Here is a 19,809-nt window from a genome sequence, read left to right as displayed (position 1 = left end):
GGGGCTCCTCCCCAAGCCGGCGAGGATCATGGCTGGGAGCGTTCCCGGTACTGTGATCTGCGGCGAACTTCCCTGCACCTGAAGAGGATCCGAACCATGGCACGTCCCCCCAAATCCGGAACCCAGCACGCGCTCCGCGCCGGCGACTACGAAGCCGTCGTCGCCAGCGTCGGCGCGACGCTCCGTTCCCTCACGTATCGCGGCCGCGACCTCGTCGTGCCGTTCGAGGCCGATGAGGTGCGCCCCGCGCACCGCGGCGCGACTCTCGCCCCGTGGCCGAACCGCGTGGTCGACGGCAAGTACTCGTTCGGCGGCCGAGACTTCCAGCTGCCCCTCACCGAGCCTGCGCGCTCGCACGCGCTGCACGGTCTGGCGACGTGGCTCGACTTCGAGGCGGTGGACAAGGGGCCTGACCATGTGACCCTGGCCGCCGTCATCCAGCCGCAGACGTTCTATCCGTGGCGCCTCGTCGTCACGACGACGTTCTCACTGGGCCCCGCGGGGCTCACGCAGTCCGTCACCGCGCACAACGAGGGCGACGAGCCGGCGCCGTGGGGCACCGGACCCCACCCGTACCTCGTCGCCGGTGACGGCCGCGTCGACGGCTGGACGCTCGAGCTCCCCGCCACGCAGGTGCTCTCGGTCACGCCCGACCGCCTCATTCCGACCGACCTCGTGGCGGTCGACGCCGAGGATCCGGAGCGCTTCGACTTCCGTTCGTCGCGTCAGATCGGAGCCGTCGAGATCGACCACGCCTACTCGGGCCTGGTGCGCGATGCGGACGCCAACGCCACCGTGCGCGTGACCGCGCCGTCCGGCACCGGTGTCGAGATGTCATGGGATGCCGCATGCCCGTGGGTGCAGGTCCACACCGCCGACAAGCCCGACGCCGCGCAGAGCCGGCTGGGCCTCGCCGTCGAGCCGATGACCTGCGCGCCCGATGCCTTCAACGCCGGGTCGTACGACTATGACGCGGGGCTCATCGTGATCGAGCCCGCGGCATCCGTCACCGCCGCCTGGCGGATCGGGGCGATCGGCTGATCCACCGCGATCGGCCGGGCAGCCTCGTCGCTGTGCCCGGCCGTCGCGCGTCTGGGGTGATTCCCCCAGCACTCACGACAAAGGCGGAGCCGGCCCCCCGGTCGGCTCCGCCTTCACCGTGAGCGGGTCAGGTGCTGTCCCGCAGGTCTTCCTTGATGTCGTTGCGCGTCTTCACCGAGTCGCGCTCCGCTTCGGCCTTCTTGACCTCGGCGTCGGCCTTCATCTCATCGACCTTGTCGCCGGCTCGATCCGTGGTGTCTTCCCACGCGTCCTTGATCTTCTCGCCGACGGCCTCGGCCGTCTGCTTCGCGTCGTCCATGAATCCCACGATCGCTCCTCTCATGAGCGGGTGACATCGACGCTACGCCGGGGCATCGGCACGGAGTTGGGGGTTGCATAACGGCGAACCGCTTGATACGTGGAGCGGTGGATGCCGAGTGCCCCGGCTGCGTCAGCGGATCGGCGTCGTGGTGTCGATGGCGTCGCGCAGGGGGCGACGCATCGGCGCCCAGTAGTGGGTCGGCGTCACGCGCGTGAGCACGTCGACCAGTCGCGCCTCGCGCCCGACCATCGTGCGCGGACGACGCCCGATGGTCGCCTCGACGATGCGCGCCGCGGCATCCGCGGGCTCGGTGTGGTACATCGCAGCCTGCGCCGCGGCGGCGCGATCGGCGACCGCGGGATCGATCGCGGCCGCGTACCGACCGCGCAGGATGATGCCGGTCTTCACCCCCGCCGGATAGACCGCCCCGACGGTGACGGTCGAGCGCTCCAGCTCGTGCCGCAGCGCCTCGGTGAACCCGCGCACGGCGAACTTGCTCATCGCGTACGGGATGCGCCCCGCCGGCGCGGCGAGACCGTAGATCGAGACGAGGTGCGTGATGTGGGCGGCAGGCTCGCGACGCAGCGCCGGCAGCAGCGCCTTCGTGACGTTGACCGTGCCCCAGAGGTTGACGTCCATGAGCCAGCGCATCTCGGCCATGGTCAGCTGGTCGATGCCACCCAGCATCGACGATCCGGCGCACGTCACCAGCGACTGGACATGGGGATGGGATGCCTCCACCTCGGCGGCGGCGGCTGCCACAGCCTCGTCGTCGGTGAGGTCGACGACGTGCGAGGTGTGCCCGGTGCCGTCCAGGCTCGCGGCGACCGCGGCGAGCCCATCGGGGTCGCGGTCGAGCAGCGCGACGTGCGCCCCGCGCGCGGCGAGCTGGCGGGCGACCTCCGCGCCCATGCCGGCGGCCGCGCCGGTGATGACGGTGGTGCGTCCCCGCACATCCAGTCGTCGCGTCGGCGCTCGGTGAGTTGTTCGGGCCACGGCCTGCCTCTCGCTTCCGGCCGTCGCCGTCGACGGGCCGTGTCTACGATTCTCGCTGACTCGGGAGGCCGCTTCGGACGCTAGCCTTTCCAAGGGAGGTGCGATGGGCAAGACCGCAGAGGCGATCGCCGAAGGGGTGTCCATCGCGTCCGCCGCAGCGCGCCTGGCGATACGCAACCGCATCCTCGTCGAGACGATCGCGCACGACGAGCAGTTCGATGTCGTCGCCTTCACGCCGTTCGCCCGTGAGACGCTCATCGCCCTCGCCGACGAGCAGGATGAGGCCGCCGAGCTGGTCAGGCGCCAGCGCAAGAAGGCGTGGGGCAAGTTCACCGATTCCGACGGCACGCACGACTATCGCGATCGCGATACGCGCAACCTCCGCAGGCGCGGCCGGCAGTACTCCGGGGTCGCGCATGCGCTCCGGCGGATGGCCGACGATCCGCATGTGGTGCGGTCCCTCATCGAGCAGTCACGCGACGCCGCGTGGGGCGACGTCGAGGCCAACCTGCAGCGCCGCCTGCGGGTCGAGGGCATGCGCCCGGATCTCGACCCCGACTACGAGCGGATGCGCGCGGCACGCATGCAGTCGATCCGCCTCGTCGACATCCCGCGCCTGGCCGCACACAAGCGTCACCGCGAGGAGGCGGAAACGGATGCCGACCCCGCCGCCGAGCCGGCAGCGGCGTCACCGCGCATCTCCGGCATCGACGTCACAGAGCTCGACTCCTGACACTCGATCTCCCCGACGCTACGCTCGGCCTGTGAACGGCGACGCGGCTCCGACCCATCCGATGTGGTTCCCGCCCGAACACCCGCTCGTCGCCCGCGTCCGAGGGCTGTGCATGCCCTATCCCGAAGCCGTGGAGGCGATCTCGCACGGACGCTGCACGTTTCGCGCCGGCAAGCGCCAGTTCGCGATCGTCGGTTCCGCCGCCGAACCGGCGGTGCTGTTCGTGCCCGACGACCTCGAGCGGCCTGTGCTCCTGGAACGCGACGACGTCTTCGTGCCGCCCTACGAGGGCGCCTACGGCTGGCTCGCCCTCCGCATCGAACCAGATGCCGGTGACTGGGAGCTCCTCGGCGAACTCCTCGACACGTCGTACCGGATCGTCGCCCTGCAGCGTCAGCTGCGTGCGCTCGATGCGCGGGACGCCTGAGCGATCAGGCTCGCGCCCGGCGAACACGCCCGGGAACCCGGCATCCTGCCGCCGATTCGCGCCCCGGGGGAGCGTGGGGTATTCTTGACGACGTTGTGCGCTGCTGCGAACAACATGCGCCCGTAGCTCAATGGATAGAGCATCTGACTACGGATCAGAAGGTTGGGAGTTCGAGTCTCTTCGGGCGCACACTGTGTTGAGACAGTAAGCATTGAAAACCCGCGGATCTCCGCGGGTTTTCGTGTTTCTGGCGAGGCGAGATCCGTTTTCGATTGCCCGGCCTGACCATCTGACGTCGCCGCACCAGATCTAGACGGATCGCCGTTCGATGTGTGCACGCATGTGTGCACCAGTTCCGTCCTTGGCGTGCAGCCCACGCGGAGGTCGGACCGCTCGCGGCGTTCGCGACGGTCGGCCGGATGCAGGTTGCCTCATCCTGTGTCTGGTCGGTGCTGAGTGGAACCATTGGGGGATGACGGACGACGCGAGAGCCCTATGGGATGCCGAGGCGGTGGCCTTCGATGATGCGGCCGATCACGGGCTCCGGGATCCCGAGGTGCGCGGAGCCTGGGCAGATCTGCTGATCCCCCTGATCAACGGTCGCGGGCTGCGGGTCGCCGACCTCGGGTGTGGCACGGGCGCCCTGTCGCTCCTTCTGGCCGCGGAAGGCGGGCACCTCGTGAGCGGTGTGGACTTCTCGCCCGAGATGATTCGCCGAGCGCGAGCAAAGGCGGAGCAGACGATCCCACGGCCGGAGTTCGTCGTGGCCGATGCCGCCGAGCCCCCGTTGCCGGAGGGGAGATTCGACGTCGTCCTGTGCCGCCATGTCCTGTGGGCGATGGACGATCCTGCTGCAGCGCTGAAGAAGTGGATCGCGCTCCTCACCCCGAACGGCGTGCTGATCCTCATCGAAGGTCGTTGGCACACGGGAGTCGGCCTGACTGCTGACGAGTGCTTCCGACTCGTCACCGATCAGCGCAAAGATGTGGCGCTCCGCATACTGGATGACCCGTCCTACTGGGGTGGACCCATCGCAGATGAGCGGTACCTGATCATCAGCGCGTCCTGACGTGATGAACGACCGGTCACGGAGCGCCCAGAACGCTCGCGGTCGTCGCACGCAAGGGGACGGTGAGCGAGGAATTCTGGGTCAGAGTTCTTTGCGAAGTGTCCAGACATGCTCCTGGGGAAACTCCCGTGCCCACTCTGCTGTGACGCCTGATCGCAACCCCGTGGCATCGGCAGGAGCCTGGATCTCGGTCAGATCGAGGATCTCGAACCCGGTGGCACGGAACAGCTTGATCCATTCCGAGAAGGTCAGGGTGAATTCGATGCCGCCGGGGTCATCTGCTGCTTCTCGCCAGTCCAGACGATGGCTGCCGAAGTAGGGCCGCTCGAGCCGGCGGGTGATCGGGTACGACCCGTCGACGGGCGAGCAGAGGCCCACGAACACGTGATTGCCGAGGAAGACCAGCGTCCCTCCGGGCCGCAGCAGCCGGTGCGCTTCCGGTATCCACCTGTACGGGTCGGCCCAGATGGCCGCGCCGTATTCGCTGATCGCGAAGTCGTAGGAGTCGTCGGGTTTGGCGACCTCCTCCGCGTTGCCGTGGATGAGTTCGAGAACGATCGAGTGCTGCTCGGAGAGTCGCCGGGCAGTGCGAAGCTGCTCGGCCGAATTGTCGATCCCTGTGACCGACGCGCCCCTCCGCGCCATCCAGGCCGACACGTAGGCAGTGCCACAGCCCAGTTCGATCGCCCGCAACCCGGTCATGTCGTCGGGGAGCAGCCGGAGCTGGTTCTCGGGGATGCCCCATTCGCCCCACGTGGGTTCTGCCTGTTTCCACGATCGCTCACCCGCCGCGACCCACTCATGAGCCATGCTGTCCCAGTACTCACGGTTGACCGCGACGTGTTCCGGGAGTTCGCCCATGGCGGCACACTATCGCTTGCCTCCCGAGCGGGCCATCAGTCCCCGCCCGACCTAGTGGCCATGGAGTCATCCGGGAGCCAGTCGTACTGGCTTGGTCGTCGCGACCACCGCCGCAGAAACCCCGAGCCATAGAGCCAGGTCGTCGCCCTGCCCGGCCGGGGCGGCATTCGTGTCGTCGCGTGATGCAGAATGCGAAGGGCTGGTTCTGGAGGAGTCGGCGGAAGGTCGCTGCACGAGGGAGATGCACAGGTGAGTTCGTATGATTCGGTGACCGCCGTCACCGGGGGATCCCGAGGCATCGGCGCCGCGACCGTTCTTCGACTCGCTGCCGCCGGCGGCGCCGTCGCAGTCGGCTACCACACAGACCGGGATGCTGCTCTCGCCGTCGCCGCTGACGCTGAGCGGAAAGGCGGGCGCGCGGTGCCCATCCAGGTCGATGTGACGCAAGCCGACTCCCTCGCCGATTTCCTCGACGGCGCAGCGTCGCAGTTGGGGCCGGTAGATGGCGTGGTGGCCAACGCCGGCGCGGTGCGGGCCGTGGGTCGCCTTGTCGAACTCGATCCCGAGGCCATCAGCCGCGATCTGGAGGTGAACCTTCTCGGCGCGGTGTTGACCTGTCGGGCAGCGATCCCGCATCTTCAACGAACCGAGGGTGCCCTTGTCCTGGTCGGTTCCGCTGCGGCGACGATCGGCAGCCCCGGCAGTTACGTCCACTACGCTGCCGCGAAAGCAGGCGTTGCCGCGCTGACTGTCGGGCTGTCAAAAGAACTCGGTCCCGCAGGCATCCGTGTCAATTGCGTCGAGCCCGGAACAGTGTGGACGGACTTTCATCAGGACCCGCAACGCCCCGCGAAGGTCGCAACTGGGCTCCCGCTGGGGCGAGCCGGCCAGCCCGATGAGATCGCCGCCGCGATCATATGGCTTCTCTCGAAGGAAGCCAGCTATGCGACCGGGGCGACCGTGCGCATCGCCGGAGGCATGTAGCGGGCGGGATTCAGGACTGCTCGACGAGTCGGACCGAAGCCGAGAACCCGCCACAGGATACGCAGGGGTTCCGCCGTCGTTTGGCTGTCTGCCTTGTGCTCCTAAGCGGAGTTGCCGCGCTGATTCCCGTGGTGGCCACGTTTCGGTGTGCGCCGAAATGTCTCGCCCGTAGCGTGAGAGCATGAACGCTCACGTCTACGAGTCGACAGTCAGCTGGTCCGGGTCGACCGGCGCCGGGTATGCCGAATACGACCGCCGACACCGAGTATCCGCCGGGGAGACCTCGATGTCCGTCAGCGCGGATCGGGCGTTCCGCGGGGATCCCGCGCTTCCGAATCCGGAACAGCTGGTGCTCGCGGCGGCCAGCTCATGCCAACTGCTGTCGTTCCTCGCCGTGGCTGCTCGAGCCGGAGTGGACGTGATCGACTATCGCGACGAGGCGACTGCGATCATGCCTCTTCGAGCACGCCCGATGCGGATCACGGAGATCGTGCTCAGCCCGACGGTCACGGTCCGACAGGCCGAGACTGAGACGATCGTCCGGCTGATGCACGAGGCGCACGCCGAATGCTTCATCGCGCATTCGCTCACGGCATCCGTCGAAATGGACATCACGGTCGAGGTCGCCGCATGAACGACATCAGCATCCCGGTGCACGACATCGCGTCGGATGTCGGGCGCATCGGCGGTGTCCTCGGCTCGGCAGGCGTGGGGCTGGAAGGCGGTGGAGTATGGGGGGACGTCGCGCATTATCTGGTCGAGGACGGGGAAGCGGCGCTCCGTGCGCTCGAAACCGCGGGCATCCTCGGCGGGCAGAGCCGTCAGGTCGTGCTGGCTGCGCTACCGGCCGATCGGCCAGGGGCACTGGGGATCATGATGACGGCTCTGGCGGCAGCGGAGATCCGCGTCCACGCCCAATACAGTGATCATGACAACCGCAAGGTGTTCGTGGTGGACGACATCGAGGGCGCCCGGAGGGCACTGGCATGACCGATCGCACGCGCCCGTCGCTCGACGAGCTCGGCCGAGCGTTTGCCGAGCCGACGCGGCTGCGCGTGCTTCGAGAACTCCTCGGCGGGACACCATTGCCCGCTGGTGCGCTGGCCGCCCGGATCGGTGTCGCCCCGTCGACGGTGAGCGCCCACCTCGCTCGCCTCGAGGAGGCGGGGCTGATCGAGATCGAGAATGTGGGTCGCGCGCGGGAAGCGCGACTGGCCGATCAGACCGTAGCGGACGCCGTCGAGAGTCTCCTTCGGCTCTCTGGCGAGGATCCGGTCTCCTCGCTCTCCGCCCACGATCGACGCACCGCATTGCGGCGGGCGCGGCGTTGCTACGACCACCTTGCAGGCGACCTGGGAATCGCCATCGCAGACCGCGCGATCGCGGACGGGTGGATCACCGACCACGACGGATCGTGGTTGTTCGCGGCGGATGTCGGCACCGTCGGCGCCGCCCTCGGCATACCCGTCACGCTCACCTCTTCGTCCCGCCCGATCGTGCGCCCTTGCCTGGACTGGACGGAACGCCGCCCGCACATCGCCGGGCGGCTCGGCGCGGCGATCCTCGCCGGCATGCTCCAAGCAGGGTGGCTCGGGCGGCGCCGCGACGACCGCGCACTGACGATCACACCTCGCGGACGCGAGCACTTCGCCGCACTCGGCATCGACGCGTCTTGAGCGCCGAGCGCGGACGGTGACGAGCGCGCGGCACTCGGCTCCGTTGCGCTCTATCCCCGAAGAAGCTGGACGACGCTGGCGAGCAAGACATGGTGCAGCGCCGCGCTTCAGGCGGGATTCAGGCGGCGAGGGCCAGACTGGGGCCGATGCGGATTCTCGTGGTGGATGATGAGGTGCGCCTTGCCGACGGCATCCGTCGTGGACTCGAGGCGGAGGGCTTCGGCGTGGACGTCGCCCACAACGGCGTGGACGGACTATGGCGTGCCCGGCAGACCGCGTACGACGCCATCGTGCTCGACCTGATGATGCCCGGCATGAGCGGATGGAAGGTCTGCGAGGCGCTGCGGGCCGAGGAGAACTGGACGCCGGTGCTCATGCTCACGGCGAAGGACGGCGAGTGGGACCAGATCGAGGCGCTCGAGACCGGCGCCGACGACTACGTCACCAAGCCCTTCTCGTTCGCCGTGCTCGTCGCCCGTCTGCGTGCCCTGATCCGCCGGGGCGGTGTCGAGCGCCCGACGGTGCTCGAGGCGGGCGACCTGCGGCTCGACCCCGGATCCCGCACCGTGCGGCGCGGCGATACCGACGTCGACCTCACGTCGCGGGAGTTCTCCGTGCTCGAGCACCTCATGCGTCACCGCGGGCAGGTGATCTCCAAGCGCGACCTCATCGCCGGAGTCTGGAACGACGACTTCGAGGGGGACCCGAACATCGTCGAGGTCTACGTCGGACACCTGCGGCGCAAGGTCGACCGACCCTTCGGCCGAGCGGCGATCGAGACCATCCGCGGCGCAGGCTACCGTCTGGCGGCCGACGGTGGCTGAGCGGCGTCGCCGTTCGCTGCGGACACGCATCACCGCGGCCTCGACGCTGGTCGTCGCCGCCGCGCTGGTGGTGGGGGCGCTGGCTTTCTACGGCATCCTGTCCGTCAGCATCCATGAGGCCACCGTGCGTGCTGCCGAGACGCGCGCCGAGCAGCTCGCGGCCCGGATCGACGCCGAAGGACCGGCAGTGGTGACCGAGCTCGACGACGACATCGCGCAGGTGCTCGACGAGGGCGGGGGTGTGGTCGCCACGTCCGAGGAAGCCGACAGCGGCGACCTGCCCGACACCGACGGCACCACCGCGATCACGTACGACGACGAACCGCTGGTCGTCGTGCGCGAAGACCTGGACGACGGCGACGCGCTGCTCCTGGCCGTGTCGGTCGAGGACGACCAGAGCACCCTGGCCACCGTCGCGGTGCTGCTCGCCGTCGCCGTCGTCGCCGTCGTCGCACTGGTGGCCGCCATCACCTGGTGGGTGGTCGGACGTGCACTCCGCCCGGTGGAGCGCATCCGCGCAGAAGTCGACGACATCTCCGCCGATCGCCTCGACCGGCGCGTCGCCGTGCCGGCATCGGGCGATGAGATCGCCGCGCTCGCCGGCACGATGAATCGAATGCTGGCGCGGCTGGATGCCGCAGCCGCCGCGCAGCGCCGGTTCGTATCGGATGCCTCGCACGAGCTGCGATCCCCGCTCGCGACGATCCGCCAGCACGCCGAGCTGGCGCAGCTGCATCCCGACGCGACATCCATCGACGATCTTGCCGGGGTCGTCCACGACGAAGGACTGCGGATGCAGGAGCTCGTCGACGCGCTGCTGCTGCTGACCCGGCTCGACGAGAGTCCGGTGATCCACCAGGGGGCCGTCGACCTCGACGACCTCGCCTTCGCGGAGATCACGCGGCTCCGCGCCGGGGGTGTGAAGGTCGACGGGTCCGGCGTCCATGCCGCGCGGGTGCGCGGTGACGTCCGCCTCCTGGGCCGGCTGGTGCGCAATCTCGCCCACAACGCGGCGCGTCACGCGCGGTCGGCTGTCGCACTCGGGGTGCTCGAGCGTGACGGGCAGGTGCTGCTGACCGTCGATGACGACGGCCCGGGCGTTCCGGCCGCAGAGCGCGAGCGCATCTTCGAGCGCTTCGTGCGCCTCGACGAGGCACGTGCACGCGACGCCGGAGGCAGTGGGCTGGGCCTTGCGATCGTCCGCGCGATCGCGGAGGCCGAGGGCGGCAGCGTGGGCGTCGAGGACTCGCCGCTCGGCGGCGCGCGGTTCTCGGTCGTGCTTCCCGCGGCATCCTGAACGCGGCTTCAGCATGCTTCAGGCCTGCTTCAGCGACCGCTCGGCACCATCGGAGCATGGATGACAAGAACAGCACCCCCGAGACTTCCCCCGCCCGCCCCGCCGACGCCGAGCAGACCGAGGTGGTCGCGGCGACTCCGACGCCCGCTCCGGCGGCTCCCACTCCGAAGCGCCGCCGCAACCGCGGCCTGCTGATCGCGGGAGGCGCCGTGCTCACGGCGGCCGTCCTCGCCGGTGGCGGCGTCGCCGTCGGTGCGGCGATCGCGGACGAGGTCGACGACGACGACACCACGTCGTCGGTGTCGGATGACCGGGACGAAGACTCCCGCGACGACGACTCGAGCGATGACAGCGCCGTCGACGACAGCGCCGGCGGCGACCTGTCTGATCTCGGCTCCGCCTCCGCCGACGACCTCGTCGCGATGATCGACGCCGCGTCCGCCGCCGGTGAGGGCGAGCCGGTGTCGATCGACCTGAAGCGCGACGGCGGCGCGGAGGTGACGCTCGAGGCCGAGGACGGCGCCGAGACCGAGGTGCGCGTCGACGCCTCGGGCGAGGCATCCGTCACGTCCACCGAGTCCGCGGAGTCCGATGACACCGCGCCCCAGAACGTCCTCGACGCCGACGCGATCGCGGCCATCGTGGATGCGGCGCTCGCCGAAGCCGACGGGCGCATCGTGGAGATCGAGGCCGACGACGACAGCACGTCGCCGTGGGACGTCACGGTTCTGACCGAGGCCGGAGAGTTCGTCGAGATCGACCTGGACGCCGAGTTCACGGTGGTGGCCGCCGGGGCCGAGAGCGACGACTGAGCACCGCGTGAGACACGGCGGCCGCCCGACCACATGGGTCGGGCGGCCCGTTCGTTGCTCCGCCTCAGCTGCCGTCGTGCAGGGTGGGAAGTGCGCCGAGCGGAGTCGAGCGCCTGCGACCCGCGGGCGCTGAAGGCGTCGAGGCGTGTCGGGGGTCACCAGTAGGGTCCTGGTGTGATCGAGATCGCGCGAACCGAGCTGTCCTCCTCCGTTTCCCCGGAGCGATTCGTCGCGCGCTGGCGGGACCTTGCGACGCACCCGGAGTGGGCCGCGGGAATGGAGTACCTGAGACTCGATGAGCCGTTCGCTGTGGGGGCAAGGGGTGTGCTGAAGGTGCGCGGTGGGCACGAGGCGCCCTTCGTCGTGGCGGAGTACGTCGAGGGCCGTCTGTACGCCGACACCACGATCCTCGACGATGCCGAGCTCACCGTGCACCACTCCGCCGTGCCTTCCGAGTCCGGGTCGGCGCTCGTGCTGCGCGCATGGCTCGCCGGTCCACGTGCGGCTGATTACGCCGACCAGATGCGCGACGACGTCCAGCGCAGCCTGGATGCCGACCTCGCGGCGCTCGCACGGATGCTGGAGTCCGAGGAAGAGGCGACTGCCCGCGGTCTCGAGTAGGCCGTCGCACGCGGCGGACGCCCCAGATCGCGCCTCACGCCGCCCGTTCGAGAAGCGGGTGGATATCGTTGCGCCATGCCATCGGTAACGGACTGGATCTCGAGCATCGGCTCGCTGGTGGGTGCGCTGACAGGTGTCGGCGCATTGATCGTTGCGGTGCTGAGCTACCGGAAGTCGAACAAGGCTTTGGCTGCCGACGCCCAGACGCGAGGCGCGGTCGGCTCGACCTTGGAAGCAGTTGAGGCACTCGGGGAGGCGGCACGGTTCGATGCGATGTTGGACGCGGCGCTCACTCGCCGCGCCGACGCCGAGACGCGCGAGGTGGTCGCCGAGGAGGGCTACATCATCGGGCGCGAGCGACCGGGAGGCAGGGGGGAAAAGGATGCGTACGTGGCAGCGCTGGAGAATGCGCGGCGAGAGCTCGATCTCCCGTAGTTCCCCAGTTTTCGCAGAGCGACAGTGAGCCCCGCGCGCGGACACCGGACCGACAGTGAGCAGGCTCTCTGTGCACACCGCGAGTGAGTCGGTCACGGTTGACCCGGTGTCCGCGGCGAGGGTTTCACGCCGTCGGGCTTTCGGGGGGATATCTACTGCCGAAGGTCCTGTCGCAGGCGGTCGGCCGCCGCCGCGACCTCCGCAGTGTCGGAGTGCGTTCGGGGCCAGGTCCAGGCGGAGCGCAGGATGAAGGCCAGCAGCAGCACCTCGATTCCGATGGAGAGGGCGTAGAAGAAGGCCCAGTCCCAGGACGCCCCTGCCGCGTTGAACAGCGAGTAGGGGATGTAGAGCGATGCCACGACGAGGTTCGTGGCGCGGTTCGCCCGGGCGGGCAGCGTCATCGAGAGCATCACCATCAGGGCCGGCACCGCCACGGACGCCAGCATGATGGTCAACAACGTCGGGCTGACGTTGAACCTCCAGACGAAGCCATTCAGGATGCCGTCGACGACGCCGGGCTTGTAGAGGTTGAAGAAGTCGACGTAGATGTAGAGGAACATGAAACTGGTCCATGCGGCGGCGAGCTTCGCCTGCACGGGGACCGGCGGGCTGCCGAGAGGGTTCGGGCTTTTCGTTGGGATGGTCATCGGTTCTTCTTTCGAGAGGGCCGGCCGTCCGCCGGAATGGCGGCAGGTCGGGCGGTACGTCTAGGGGCTGAGTCGTTCTCGTCGGTCCGGTCGTCAGACGGTGATCACGACCTTCCCTCGGGTGTGCCCGGCCGCTACGCAGCGGAGGGCGTCGGCTGCTTCTTCGAGCGGGTTGGTGCGGTCGAAGACGGGGGTGACCTGCCCTGTCCTGAGGAGATCGGCCGGGGTCAGCAGATCCGGGCGCTTTCCGATCGACGTGAAGGGCTTCAGCTCCGCTCGGTTCTCCGGATCCGATCGCTGTTCGATTCCCACAGAGGCCTCCTCATCCGAGCCGCGACCTTCGCCGACTCGTACACTGTACGTCGTACGCTGTACTATGCGCGTACACTGTACGATTGTCAAGCCGTTCGATCGAGCGAGGAGACCATGCCTGCAAGTGGACAACGCCAGGTCGCGTCCGACGAGGGGCTGAGCAAGCAGCGGGTCGTGGTCGAGGCGGTCCGGCTCGCCGACCGCGAGGGCGTCGATGGGCTGAGCATGCGCCGGCTCGCCGGCGTGCTCGGCGCGGGCGCGATGTCGCTCTACCACTACGTGGCGAGCAAGGACGAGCTGCTGGACGCCATGATCGACATCGTGTTCGCGGAGATCGAGCTCCCGCCGGAAGGAACCGACTGGCAGTCGGCGATGCGACGGGAGGCGGAATCCACCCGACAGGTTCTGGCACGCCACCCGTGGGCGATCGGCCTGATGGAGTCGCGCACCACGCCGGGGCCCGCGAACCTCCGCCACCGCGAAGCGGTCACCGCCTGCCTGCGAAGGGCCGGCTTCTCGGTCATCACGGCGACGCACGCCAACTGGTTGATCAACAGCTATGTCTACGGTTACGCGCTGCAGGCAGCCACCCTGCCGTTCGACACCGCCGACCAGCTGGCGGACATGACCGAGGAGGTCTACCTCCCACAGCTTCCGCCCGACGAGTTCCCCTACCTCAACGAGTCGGCGGCGGAGCTCGTCGCTGTCGGCTACGACCCGACGGAGGAGTTCATCTTCGGGCTCGACCTCGTCCTCGCCGCCCTCGAGCCGCACAGAGCGCCCGCATAGCAACGCTCATCGAACGCGCGCGCAGCCCTGCTTTTCGGGCACACCTAGGGTGGGTTCATGGACGACCAGGTCCTGAGCGGTGGGAACTCCACCGCTGTCGTGCGGGTCGGAGCGACAACGCCGTTCGCGCCGACGATCTCGCACGCTGGGCCTAGCCCGGCGATGTCGTAGGCCGATCCCGAGGAACCTGTGGCACTACCTCGACGTGCGGGAGTGGAGGGTTGCCGCCCTATCTGACAGTCTCGTGCCATGACGGACGACCATGAGAAGGCGAAAGCGCTGAACGCTCTCCTTGAGCGCACGAACGACGTGTGGGGCGGCCTCGCGATGCATGGCCGCAACGGGGTCGCGCTCCACTCCGCATTGTCCGCACTCGTGCTGTCGGTCGGTGGCGAAGACATCATCTGGGCCGAGGTCGATCTCAGTGATCTGGGCGACACGACCTACAAGATCCTCGCTCTCACCCGAACGAAGGTGGTTGAGGTGGAGCGGTTCAGCGAGGCCATCGATGACGTCGGAACGACCGTCCACCCCCGGCGGGACCTGCGCTCGGTGAAGATTCGGCATGCCCCCTACGTCAGCCACGGCACGAGCCGCAACGATGACCCGTTGATCGTCACGCTCGAGTATCCGCACGGTGATTACGAGCTGCACGAACGGAACGATGAGCTCGTGAACCTCCTGCCGACCTTCCTCGATGAACTCGCAGGTCAACGGGGCTGAATCGCGTCAGACGTGCATCCGATTCCAGCCCGCAGAGCGAGTCGCAATCGGCCGCAGCACGGTTGAGGACGGCGACACGCACATGCCGACCCCGGCCAGGCACCTGCCGGATCAGCTGAGCGTCGACTGTCGTTCGACCAGGCGGAAGTCGACGACGACTTTCCGGGGAGCAGGCTGGTCATCCTTCCCGACGCCGTCGAGCCGAAGGCGAATGCGCTCCTCGAGCAGGGTGACAGCGGTGGCGGCGACGGCCTCGCGACCGAGGTCGATCGTTGTCAGCGGTGGACTGGAATAGCTGGTCTCTTCGATGTTGTCGAAGCCGATGAGCTGCACATCGTCGGGCACGCGCAAGCCTCGATCGGTGAGCGTCGAAAGCGCGCCCAGCGCGAGGGTGTCGGTGAAGGCGACGACGGCGTCGGGCGTGACGCCGCGGTCGAGGATCTCGGCCATGGTCGCCGCCCCGGTCGCGTGGAAGTAGTCGGGCACTCCGATGATCGCGCGGGGGTCGACCTCGAGCCCGTGCGCCTCGAGTGCTTGCAGGAAGCCCTCCATGCGCAGCGTGCCGCTGCTCGTCGACTGATCCTCCTTCGCGCCGAGCGGCACGATGGTGCGTGCCCCGCGCGCGATGACGTGTTCCGCGGCAGCCCTCGCGGCGGCGACGTTGTGCATCGTCACGTGGTCCACGCCGACGTCGAAAACACGTTCGCCGAGCAGCACCATCGGAAAGTCGACGTCGAAGAGCGCGGCATCCTGCTGTCCCAATGCCAACGGTGAATAGATGACACCGTCGACCATCGAGCGGTAGCTGCCGTTGACCACTCTCAATTCGCGATCCCGCTCGTCGTTGGTCTGCTGGATGAAGACGGTCAACCCGACCTTCGCGGCCTCGCGCATGATGGTGTCGGCGAGCTCGGCGAAGTAGACGCCCCGAAGGGCGGGCAGCGCGAGCGCGATGACGCCGGTGCGTCCGCGGCTGAGGTTCCGCGCCGAGACGTTGACGTGGTAGCGCAGCTCGCGGATCGCGTTGCGGACGCGCTCGTCGGTCTCGGGCCGGATGTAGGGATAGCCGTTCAGCACGTTGGAGACGGTCTTGATCGACACGCCTGCAAGCTCCGCGACATCCCGGATCGTCGCGGATCCGCTCGCCTTGCGTGCCACGGCGCCACCGCCTCCCGTCGGGTCAGTGGTCAGCGTATTACAGCGCGGCCTCGCTGCCGCTCGACCGGGCACTGCATGCCGGACCGCAGAGAGCGGAGTGCGGGGGCCGTCGATGTCCGGCCCCCGCACCTCTCGATCGGCTAGAAGAGCCGCGGCAGGAAGTCGATGAGACCCTGCCACCAGACGTCGAAGCCGTGCGGTCCCGGAACGACGGTCTTCACGACCGGGATCCCGTTGGCGCTCATCGACGACTCGATGCCGTTGATCGCGTTGACGGCACCGGTGTCGACGTCGCCCGCGAACAGCGTGACCGACTTCGTGGTCGCGATGGCCGTCTGACCACCGGGCGTCGACGGATCGAGCGTCGCGGCGGTGAACGGCGGCGAGAACATCCCGTAGTAGCCGAACTGACCCGGGTGGTTCACCAGCGTGCCGTGGGTGAGGAACCCGCCCCAGGACAGGCCCGCCATGGCGCGCTGCGCCGGGTCATCAGACACGTTGTACTGCGACTTCACCAGCGGCATCACGTTGCCCGACAGCTCGTTCCAGATGTCGAAGGGCGCACCTGAGTACCCCGGCATCACCACGACCATGGGCTTGATCTCGCCCTGCGCGTAGAGGTTGTCGAGGATCTGGCTCGCCCTGCCGATCTCGGTCCACGCGGCGTAGTTCTGCGCGAAGCCGTGGTACAGGTACAGGACGGGATACGGCTCGGCCCGGTTCGGGTCATAGTCGACCGGCGTCCACACCTTGAGCTTCGAGGCGCCGAACGCACCGTTGTAGGTGAGCGTCTCGAGCTGTCCGCTGTCCTCGGCCGCGGCGTCCGCCAGCAGCGGCGTGCGCACGCCGCCCGGGACGAACAGCTGGCTCTCGATATTCACGACGTTCTTCGTGTCCTGAGGGTCGTGGAAGGGTACGCCGTTCACCTCGTAGCGCCAGTAGTAGTAGCCGTCGATCGGTCCGATCGTGGTGCGCCAGCGGTCGCCCTCCTTGGTGAGCGGGATGCGGAGCCACTGCCCGTTCGGAGCCCAGTCGCCCCACAGCACGACGTCTTCGGCGTCGGCCCACTGGGTGCCGGTCTCGAAGGTGACCATGCCGTGCTCGTCGATGTGCGGGGTCGTGATGCTCCCCGCGCCGGGCGCGGTGTACGGCTCGGTGCGCGGTCGGTGACCCTCGCTGAGGCCGTGGTCCTCGACGCTCGGCGTGAAGGCACGCGATGCGAAGTCACGCAGGTTCTCACGCCAGGTGTCCCATACCCCGCCGGTCTCGGGGTGCACACCGTCGAACTCGAGCCGAAGACCCGCCTGCCGAAGCGCGGTCATGGCCTCGTAGGTGCCGTTGTAGTTCGGGTCGAGCGTGTTGCCGACGTAGAAGCGGAGCAGATCGGTCTTGGCATTGATCCTGCGAGCGAGCTCGGCCGTGACCGCGGTGCTTTCGGAGAGGTAGCCGGACAGCGAGCCGACCGAACCGAAAACGCCGGGCCCGGCGACGGCGAGTTCGAGCGCCTGCGACGCGCCGCGGCCGATGCCGGCGATCGCGGTCTCCTTCACCTTGCTCGACACGTTGTACGCGGACTTGACGGCGGGGACGATCCCGTCCAGGAGCTCCGTCCCCGGGTCGGCATCGCCGGCGTCGGCCATCACGACGACCATGGAGGTCAGGTCGCCGTTCACCGCGAGGTTGTCGAGGATCTGGCGCGCGCGGCCGAGCTCGAGCCATTCGCGGAAGGACTGACCCTGGTCGGAGAGCAGGTAGAGCACGGGGAGCGCCTTGGCCGCCTTGGCGGTGTACCCCGGCGGCGTCCACACCGCCACCGACTGCTCGGACTGGGTCACGGGCGACTGGTACGTGAGTTCGGCGACGGAACCGCCGCCCACGGCGACGTCGTCCATCCAGGCGACCTCGGGCCCGGGGACGAAGAGGGTGTTCCACTCGGGGTGCGACGTCACCTCGACAGGGGTGTCGGGCGCGCGGAAGGGCACCCTCGATCGGTCGGCCATGGTGGCGACGTACTGGTAGTGGTACAGGCCGGGCTGGAGCGGCCCGATGTTCGCGGCGCAGTTCGAGCCGCTCGCGTCGAGCCCCATTCGCGCCCACGTCTTCGACGGTCCGAAATCGCCCTCGATCTCGGCGCCGGCACCCGTCGAGTTGCCGCAGGCATTCGACGGAACACTCGACTTGGGAACCGTGAAGCGGTGATAGATCCCCGACTGCGACTCCCACGGATCAGGAGCGGCTGAGGCGGGGGCCGCCGTCAGCGCTACCAGCGACGCGGCGAGAACGAGCCCCGTCGCTGCCCGAGCTCGTAGGCCACGTGGCCACCGCATCCCGGTTTCATTCTTCATTGAACAGCCTTTCTTCGAAGGATGCAGCGGCAACCCCGCACCCGCTGCTCGGCGCACGCGCTCCCCGAGAGCAGCCTCCTGCGGCTGAGATGACGAGGTAGTACACCGGTGTAGTACGAGTGAAGCTACACCGGTGTACTACAACGTTGCAATAGCCGATTCACAGCGTCCAGCAGAGCGTCACGAACCACTCGGGCGGGTGTTTCCTCTGCCCTTGTCATCGCCGGCGCGGAGGAACGCGGGCCGTTGGTCGTGTCCGTGGCTGGTGAACCCGTAGAACGCGGGCAGCAGGAGGAAGACGACTGATGCGACCAGGGGGTGGAGGAGGACGCCTGCCACTCCAGCCGCCAGGTACAGGACTACTCCGATGAGGGCGCGGGGGCGTTCGCGCGCGAAGTAGGAGTCGTCCACCTCCTCGTTGGTGAGGTCGGGGTGCCGCGCCAAATAGGAGAAGAACACCAGCCAGGACAGGCACAGCAGTGCGCCGACGATCGCGTACAGCGCGACCGCCACCCGTTCGTCGTCGATGTTGCCGGTTCGGGCCGTCTCGGCGATCACGGCTGTCGGCCAGGGCACCAGCGCGAGCGCGGCGAGGATTCCCAGATTCGCCCACTGCAGGCCGATGTCCATCTCCCGGATCCGGGTGAAGGCGGCCTTGTGGTTCAGCCAGATCACCGCCAGGTAGGTGTAGGAGGCTGCGTACGCCAGGTAGGTCGGCCACTCCTCCAGCAGCGCAGGCAGCAACTCGCCGGGCTCGGCGTCGGGCGGCCGAAGGTCGAGGACGAGGAGTGTGATGACGATCGCGATGACGGCGTCGCTGAACGCCATCGCACGGCCGGGGTCCGCGCGGGTGGGTTTTCTTCTCCGCTGTCGCGGGCCGCTGTCGTCGTCTCTCGCTGCCACTGCCTTACCCTCGCTTGAACGCCGCCATCATCGGCAGTCGTCGGCGGATCAGGGCAGGGGGTTCACAGGCACCCCCCGCGAGAGGAGAATGCGGCCGGGTCAGCGGTGCGAACGCCGGAGCAGAATGGCGGCCGGCATGTGCTTCACGATGGGGCGGAACCATCGCGTGGCCAGGGCTTCGGCCTCGGCGGGTTCGATGATGCGGGGCGAAGTCGTCGAGTGCAGGGCGCCCTTCCAGGTGAGGTCTGCGCTCCCCGCGGCGACGACGTTGCCTGCCCAGTTCGTCCTCCGTCCCCACGGCAGACCGATCAAGACGATGTTCGGATCCGACGTCGGCACCACGGCGACCGGAGTCGCATAGTCGGTTCCGCTCTTGCGTCCACGGTGGTGGACGACCGCGAACAGCGGGAATACGCGTCGCCCGGCCAAGGCTTTCGCGATCGGTTCAGTCGCCTTCACGAGACTCCGCGGCGGGCCGGAACCGCCCTTCGCCAGACGCATGCCCCGGAGACCTCTGCCTCCGGCCAGCACCTCGCGGAAGTGATACGACACCACGATCGCCATTGCGACGGCACCGACGGCTGCTCCGACGGCTTCCGCCGGTGAGCGGAGACCACGACGCAGGAGCAGCGCGCCTGCGATCGCGTTCGCCGCGCTCCAGCCGACATTGACGGGTGGAGATGACATCCCCACGCCCGGAGGATCGCCGAACGGGCTCGGGAACGGCCGGCCCTGGACACCGCTCACGCCGTGCGGAACGGCGTTGACCAGCAACGCGGCACCCACGGCGCTCCGAACGATCGTCACGATCGACACGCGCCCACACTACGACGA

General features: G+C 68.5%; 24 protein-coding genes and 1 tRNA gene. 16 read left to right on the top strand and 9 right to left on the bottom strand.

The window, feature by feature from the left end; genetic code table 11:
• Positions 1-96 precede the first annotated feature (96 nt).
• Positions 97-1,041, top strand: coding sequence for an aldose 1-epimerase family protein (locus ABG085_RS16015; RefSeq protein ID WP_347976733.1), 945 nt, complete (start codon positions 97-99; stop codon positions 1,039-1,041).
• Positions 1,042-1,168: 127 nt separating this feature from the next.
• On the opposite strand, the gene ABG085_RS16010 is transcribed toward ABG085_RS16015, so the two are convergent.
• Positions 1,169-1,360 carry a hypothetical protein gene (locus ABG085_RS16010; protein ID WP_347979223.1) on the bottom strand — a complete coding sequence of 64 codons (192 nt, stop codon included), beginning with the start codon at positions 1,358-1,360 and terminating at the stop codon, positions 1,169-1,171.
• Between the two features lie 132 nt (positions 1,361-1,492).
• Positions 1,493-2,359 carry an SDR family oxidoreductase gene (locus ABG085_RS16005; protein ID WP_347976732.1) on the bottom strand — a complete coding sequence of 289 codons (867 nt, stop codon included), beginning with the start codon at positions 2,357-2,359 and terminating at the stop codon, positions 1,493-1,495.
• 103 nt (positions 2,360-2,462) lie between these two features.
• On the opposite strand from ABG085_RS16005, the gene ABG085_RS16000 reads away from it, so the two are divergent.
• The 4 genes from ABG085_RS16000 to ABG085_RS15985 all read left to right on the top strand — a co-directional run bounded on the left by ABG085_RS16000 (position 2,463) and on the right by ABG085_RS15985 (position 4,588).
• Complete coding sequence (locus tag ABG085_RS16000) at positions 2,463-3,092, top strand: asparagine synthase (protein ID WP_347976731.1); 630 nt, start codon at positions 2,463-2,465, stop codon at positions 3,090-3,092.
• A 31-nt stretch (positions 3,093-3,123) separates the two neighbouring features.
• Positions 3,124-3,519: an MmcQ/YjbR family DNA-binding protein gene (locus ABG085_RS15995; RefSeq protein WP_347976730.1), complete on the top strand. Its 396-nt coding sequence runs from the start codon at positions 3,124-3,126 to the stop codon at positions 3,517-3,519.
• A gap of 116 nt (positions 3,520-3,635) precedes the next feature.
• Positions 3,636-3,708, top strand: a tRNA-Arg gene (locus ABG085_RS15990).
• A 283-nt stretch (positions 3,709-3,991) separates the two neighbouring features.
• A complete protein-coding gene (locus ABG085_RS15985) occupies positions 3,992-4,588 on the top strand; it encodes a class I SAM-dependent methyltransferase (protein WP_347976729.1) in 597 nt (198 codons plus the stop codon).
• Between the two features lie 81 nt (positions 4,589-4,669).
• Here the strand turns inward: ABG085_RS15985 and ABG085_RS15980 are convergent, their stop codons facing one another.
• Positions 4,670-5,449 (bottom strand): methyltransferase domain-containing protein, encoded by a 780-nt coding sequence (locus ABG085_RS15980; RefSeq protein ID WP_347976728.1) that lies wholly within the window; start codon positions 5,447-5,449, stop codon positions 4,670-4,672.
• Positions 5,450-5,716: 267 nt separating this feature from the next.
• On the opposite strand from ABG085_RS15980, the gene ABG085_RS15975 reads away from it, so the two are divergent.
• The 9 genes from ABG085_RS15975 (at position 5,717) to ABG085_RS15935 (ending at position 12,098) form a co-directional block, all read left to right on the top strand.
• Entirely contained in the window at positions 5,717-6,433 is a 717-nt protein-coding gene (locus ABG085_RS15975; protein WP_347976727.1) for an SDR family oxidoreductase, read from the top strand.
• 181 nt (positions 6,434-6,614) lie between these two features.
• Positions 6,615-7,067: an OsmC family protein gene (locus ABG085_RS15970; RefSeq protein WP_347976726.1), complete on the top strand. Its 453-nt coding sequence runs from the start codon at positions 6,615-6,617 to the stop codon at positions 7,065-7,067.
• Positions 7,064-7,423, top strand: coding sequence for a hypothetical protein (locus ABG085_RS15965; RefSeq protein WP_347976725.1), 360 nt, complete (start codon positions 7,064-7,066; stop codon positions 7,421-7,423). Before ABG085_RS15970 ends, ABG085_RS15965 begins: the two co-directional genes overlap by 4 nt.
• Positions 7,420-8,109 (top strand): metalloregulator ArsR/SmtB family transcription factor, encoded by a 690-nt coding sequence (locus tag ABG085_RS15960; protein WP_347976724.1) that lies wholly within the window; start codon positions 7,420-7,422, stop codon positions 8,107-8,109. Before ABG085_RS15965 ends, ABG085_RS15960 begins: the two co-directional genes overlap by 4 nt.
• Before the next feature lie 146 nt (positions 8,110-8,255).
• A complete protein-coding gene (locus ABG085_RS15955; protein ID WP_347976722.1) occupies positions 8,256-8,933 on the top strand; it encodes a response regulator transcription factor in 678 nt (225 codons plus the stop codon).
• Positions 8,926-10,230 (top strand): HAMP domain-containing sensor histidine kinase, encoded by a 1,305-nt coding sequence (locus ABG085_RS15950; protein WP_347976721.1) that lies wholly within the window; start codon positions 8,926-8,928, stop codon positions 10,228-10,230. Before ABG085_RS15955 ends, ABG085_RS15950 begins: the two co-directional genes overlap by 8 nt.
• A 56-nt stretch (positions 10,231-10,286) precedes the next feature.
• The gene (locus ABG085_RS15945) at positions 10,287-11,042 is read left to right on the top strand and encodes a hypothetical protein (protein ID WP_347976720.1); all 756 of its coding nucleotides are present in this window, start codon (positions 10,287-10,289) and stop codon (positions 11,040-11,042) included.
• Between the two features lie 174 nt (positions 11,043-11,216).
• A complete protein-coding gene (locus tag ABG085_RS15940; protein ID WP_347976719.1) occupies positions 11,217-11,663 on the top strand; it encodes a hypothetical protein in 447 nt (148 codons plus the stop codon).
• 75 nt (positions 11,664-11,738) lie between these two features.
• Positions 11,739-12,098 (top strand): hypothetical protein, encoded by a 360-nt coding sequence (locus ABG085_RS15935; RefSeq protein ID WP_347976718.1) that lies wholly within the window; start codon positions 11,739-11,741, stop codon positions 12,096-12,098.
• A gap of 152 nt (positions 12,099-12,250) precedes the next feature.
• Here ABG085_RS15935 and ABG085_RS15930 read toward each other — a convergent pair whose 3' ends face one another.
• Together ABG085_RS15930 and ABG085_RS15925 are read right to left on the bottom strand one after the other, a co-directional pair.
• Positions 12,251-12,745: a DUF6326 family protein gene (locus ABG085_RS15930; protein ID WP_347976717.1), complete on the bottom strand. Its 495-nt coding sequence runs from the start codon at positions 12,743-12,745 to the stop codon at positions 12,251-12,253.
• A 93-nt stretch (positions 12,746-12,838) separates the two neighbouring features.
• Positions 12,839-13,057 carry a zinc-binding dehydrogenase gene (locus ABG085_RS15925; protein ID WP_347976716.1) on the bottom strand — a complete coding sequence of 73 codons (219 nt, stop codon included), beginning with the start codon at positions 13,055-13,057 and terminating at the stop codon, positions 12,839-12,841.
• Positions 13,058-13,171: 114 nt separating this feature from the next.
• Between ABG085_RS15925 and ABG085_RS15920 the strand changes: the two genes are divergently transcribed.
• Entirely contained in the window at positions 13,172-13,846 is a 675-nt protein-coding gene (locus tag ABG085_RS15920; protein ID WP_347976715.1) for a TetR/AcrR family transcriptional regulator, read from the top strand.
• A 249-nt stretch (positions 13,847-14,095) separates the two neighbouring features.
• Entirely contained in the window at positions 14,096-14,569 is a 474-nt protein-coding gene (locus ABG085_RS15915; protein WP_347976714.1) for a hypothetical protein, read from the top strand.
• Positions 14,570-14,680: 111 nt separating this feature from the next.
• Here the strand turns inward: ABG085_RS15915 and ABG085_RS15910 are convergent, their stop codons facing one another.
• The 4 genes from ABG085_RS15910 to ABG085_RS15895 form a co-directional block, all read right to left on the bottom strand.
• Positions 14,681-15,727: a LacI family DNA-binding transcriptional regulator gene (locus ABG085_RS15910; RefSeq protein ID WP_347976713.1), complete on the bottom strand. Its 1,047-nt coding sequence runs from the start codon at positions 15,725-15,727 to the stop codon at positions 14,681-14,683.
• Positions 15,728-15,867: 140 nt separating this feature from the next.
• On the bottom strand, positions 15,868-18,072 hold the full coding sequence (locus ABG085_RS15905; RefSeq protein WP_347976712.1) for an alpha/beta hydrolase-fold protein: 2,205 nt from the start codon (positions 18,070-18,072) through the stop codon (positions 15,868-15,870).
• Positions 18,073-18,252: 180 nt separating this feature from the next.
• A complete protein-coding gene (locus ABG085_RS15900) occupies positions 18,253-18,975 on the bottom strand; it encodes a TMEM175 family protein (protein WP_347976711.1) in 723 nt (240 codons plus the stop codon).
• A 99-nt stretch (positions 18,976-19,074) separates the two neighbouring features.
• Positions 19,075-19,791, bottom strand: coding sequence for a nitroreductase family deazaflavin-dependent oxidoreductase (locus ABG085_RS15895; protein ID WP_347976710.1), 717 nt, complete (start codon positions 19,789-19,791; stop codon positions 19,075-19,077).
• Positions 19,792-19,809: the final 18 nt, after the last annotated feature.

Origin of the sequence: Microbacterium sp. ProA8 (assembly GCF_039905635.1) — a bacterium.
Taxonomy (GTDB): domain Bacteria; phylum Actinomycetota; class Actinomycetes; order Actinomycetales; family Microbacteriaceae; genus Microbacterium; species Microbacterium chionoecetis.
This window is presented reverse-complemented; position numbering and strand designations above follow the sequence as displayed.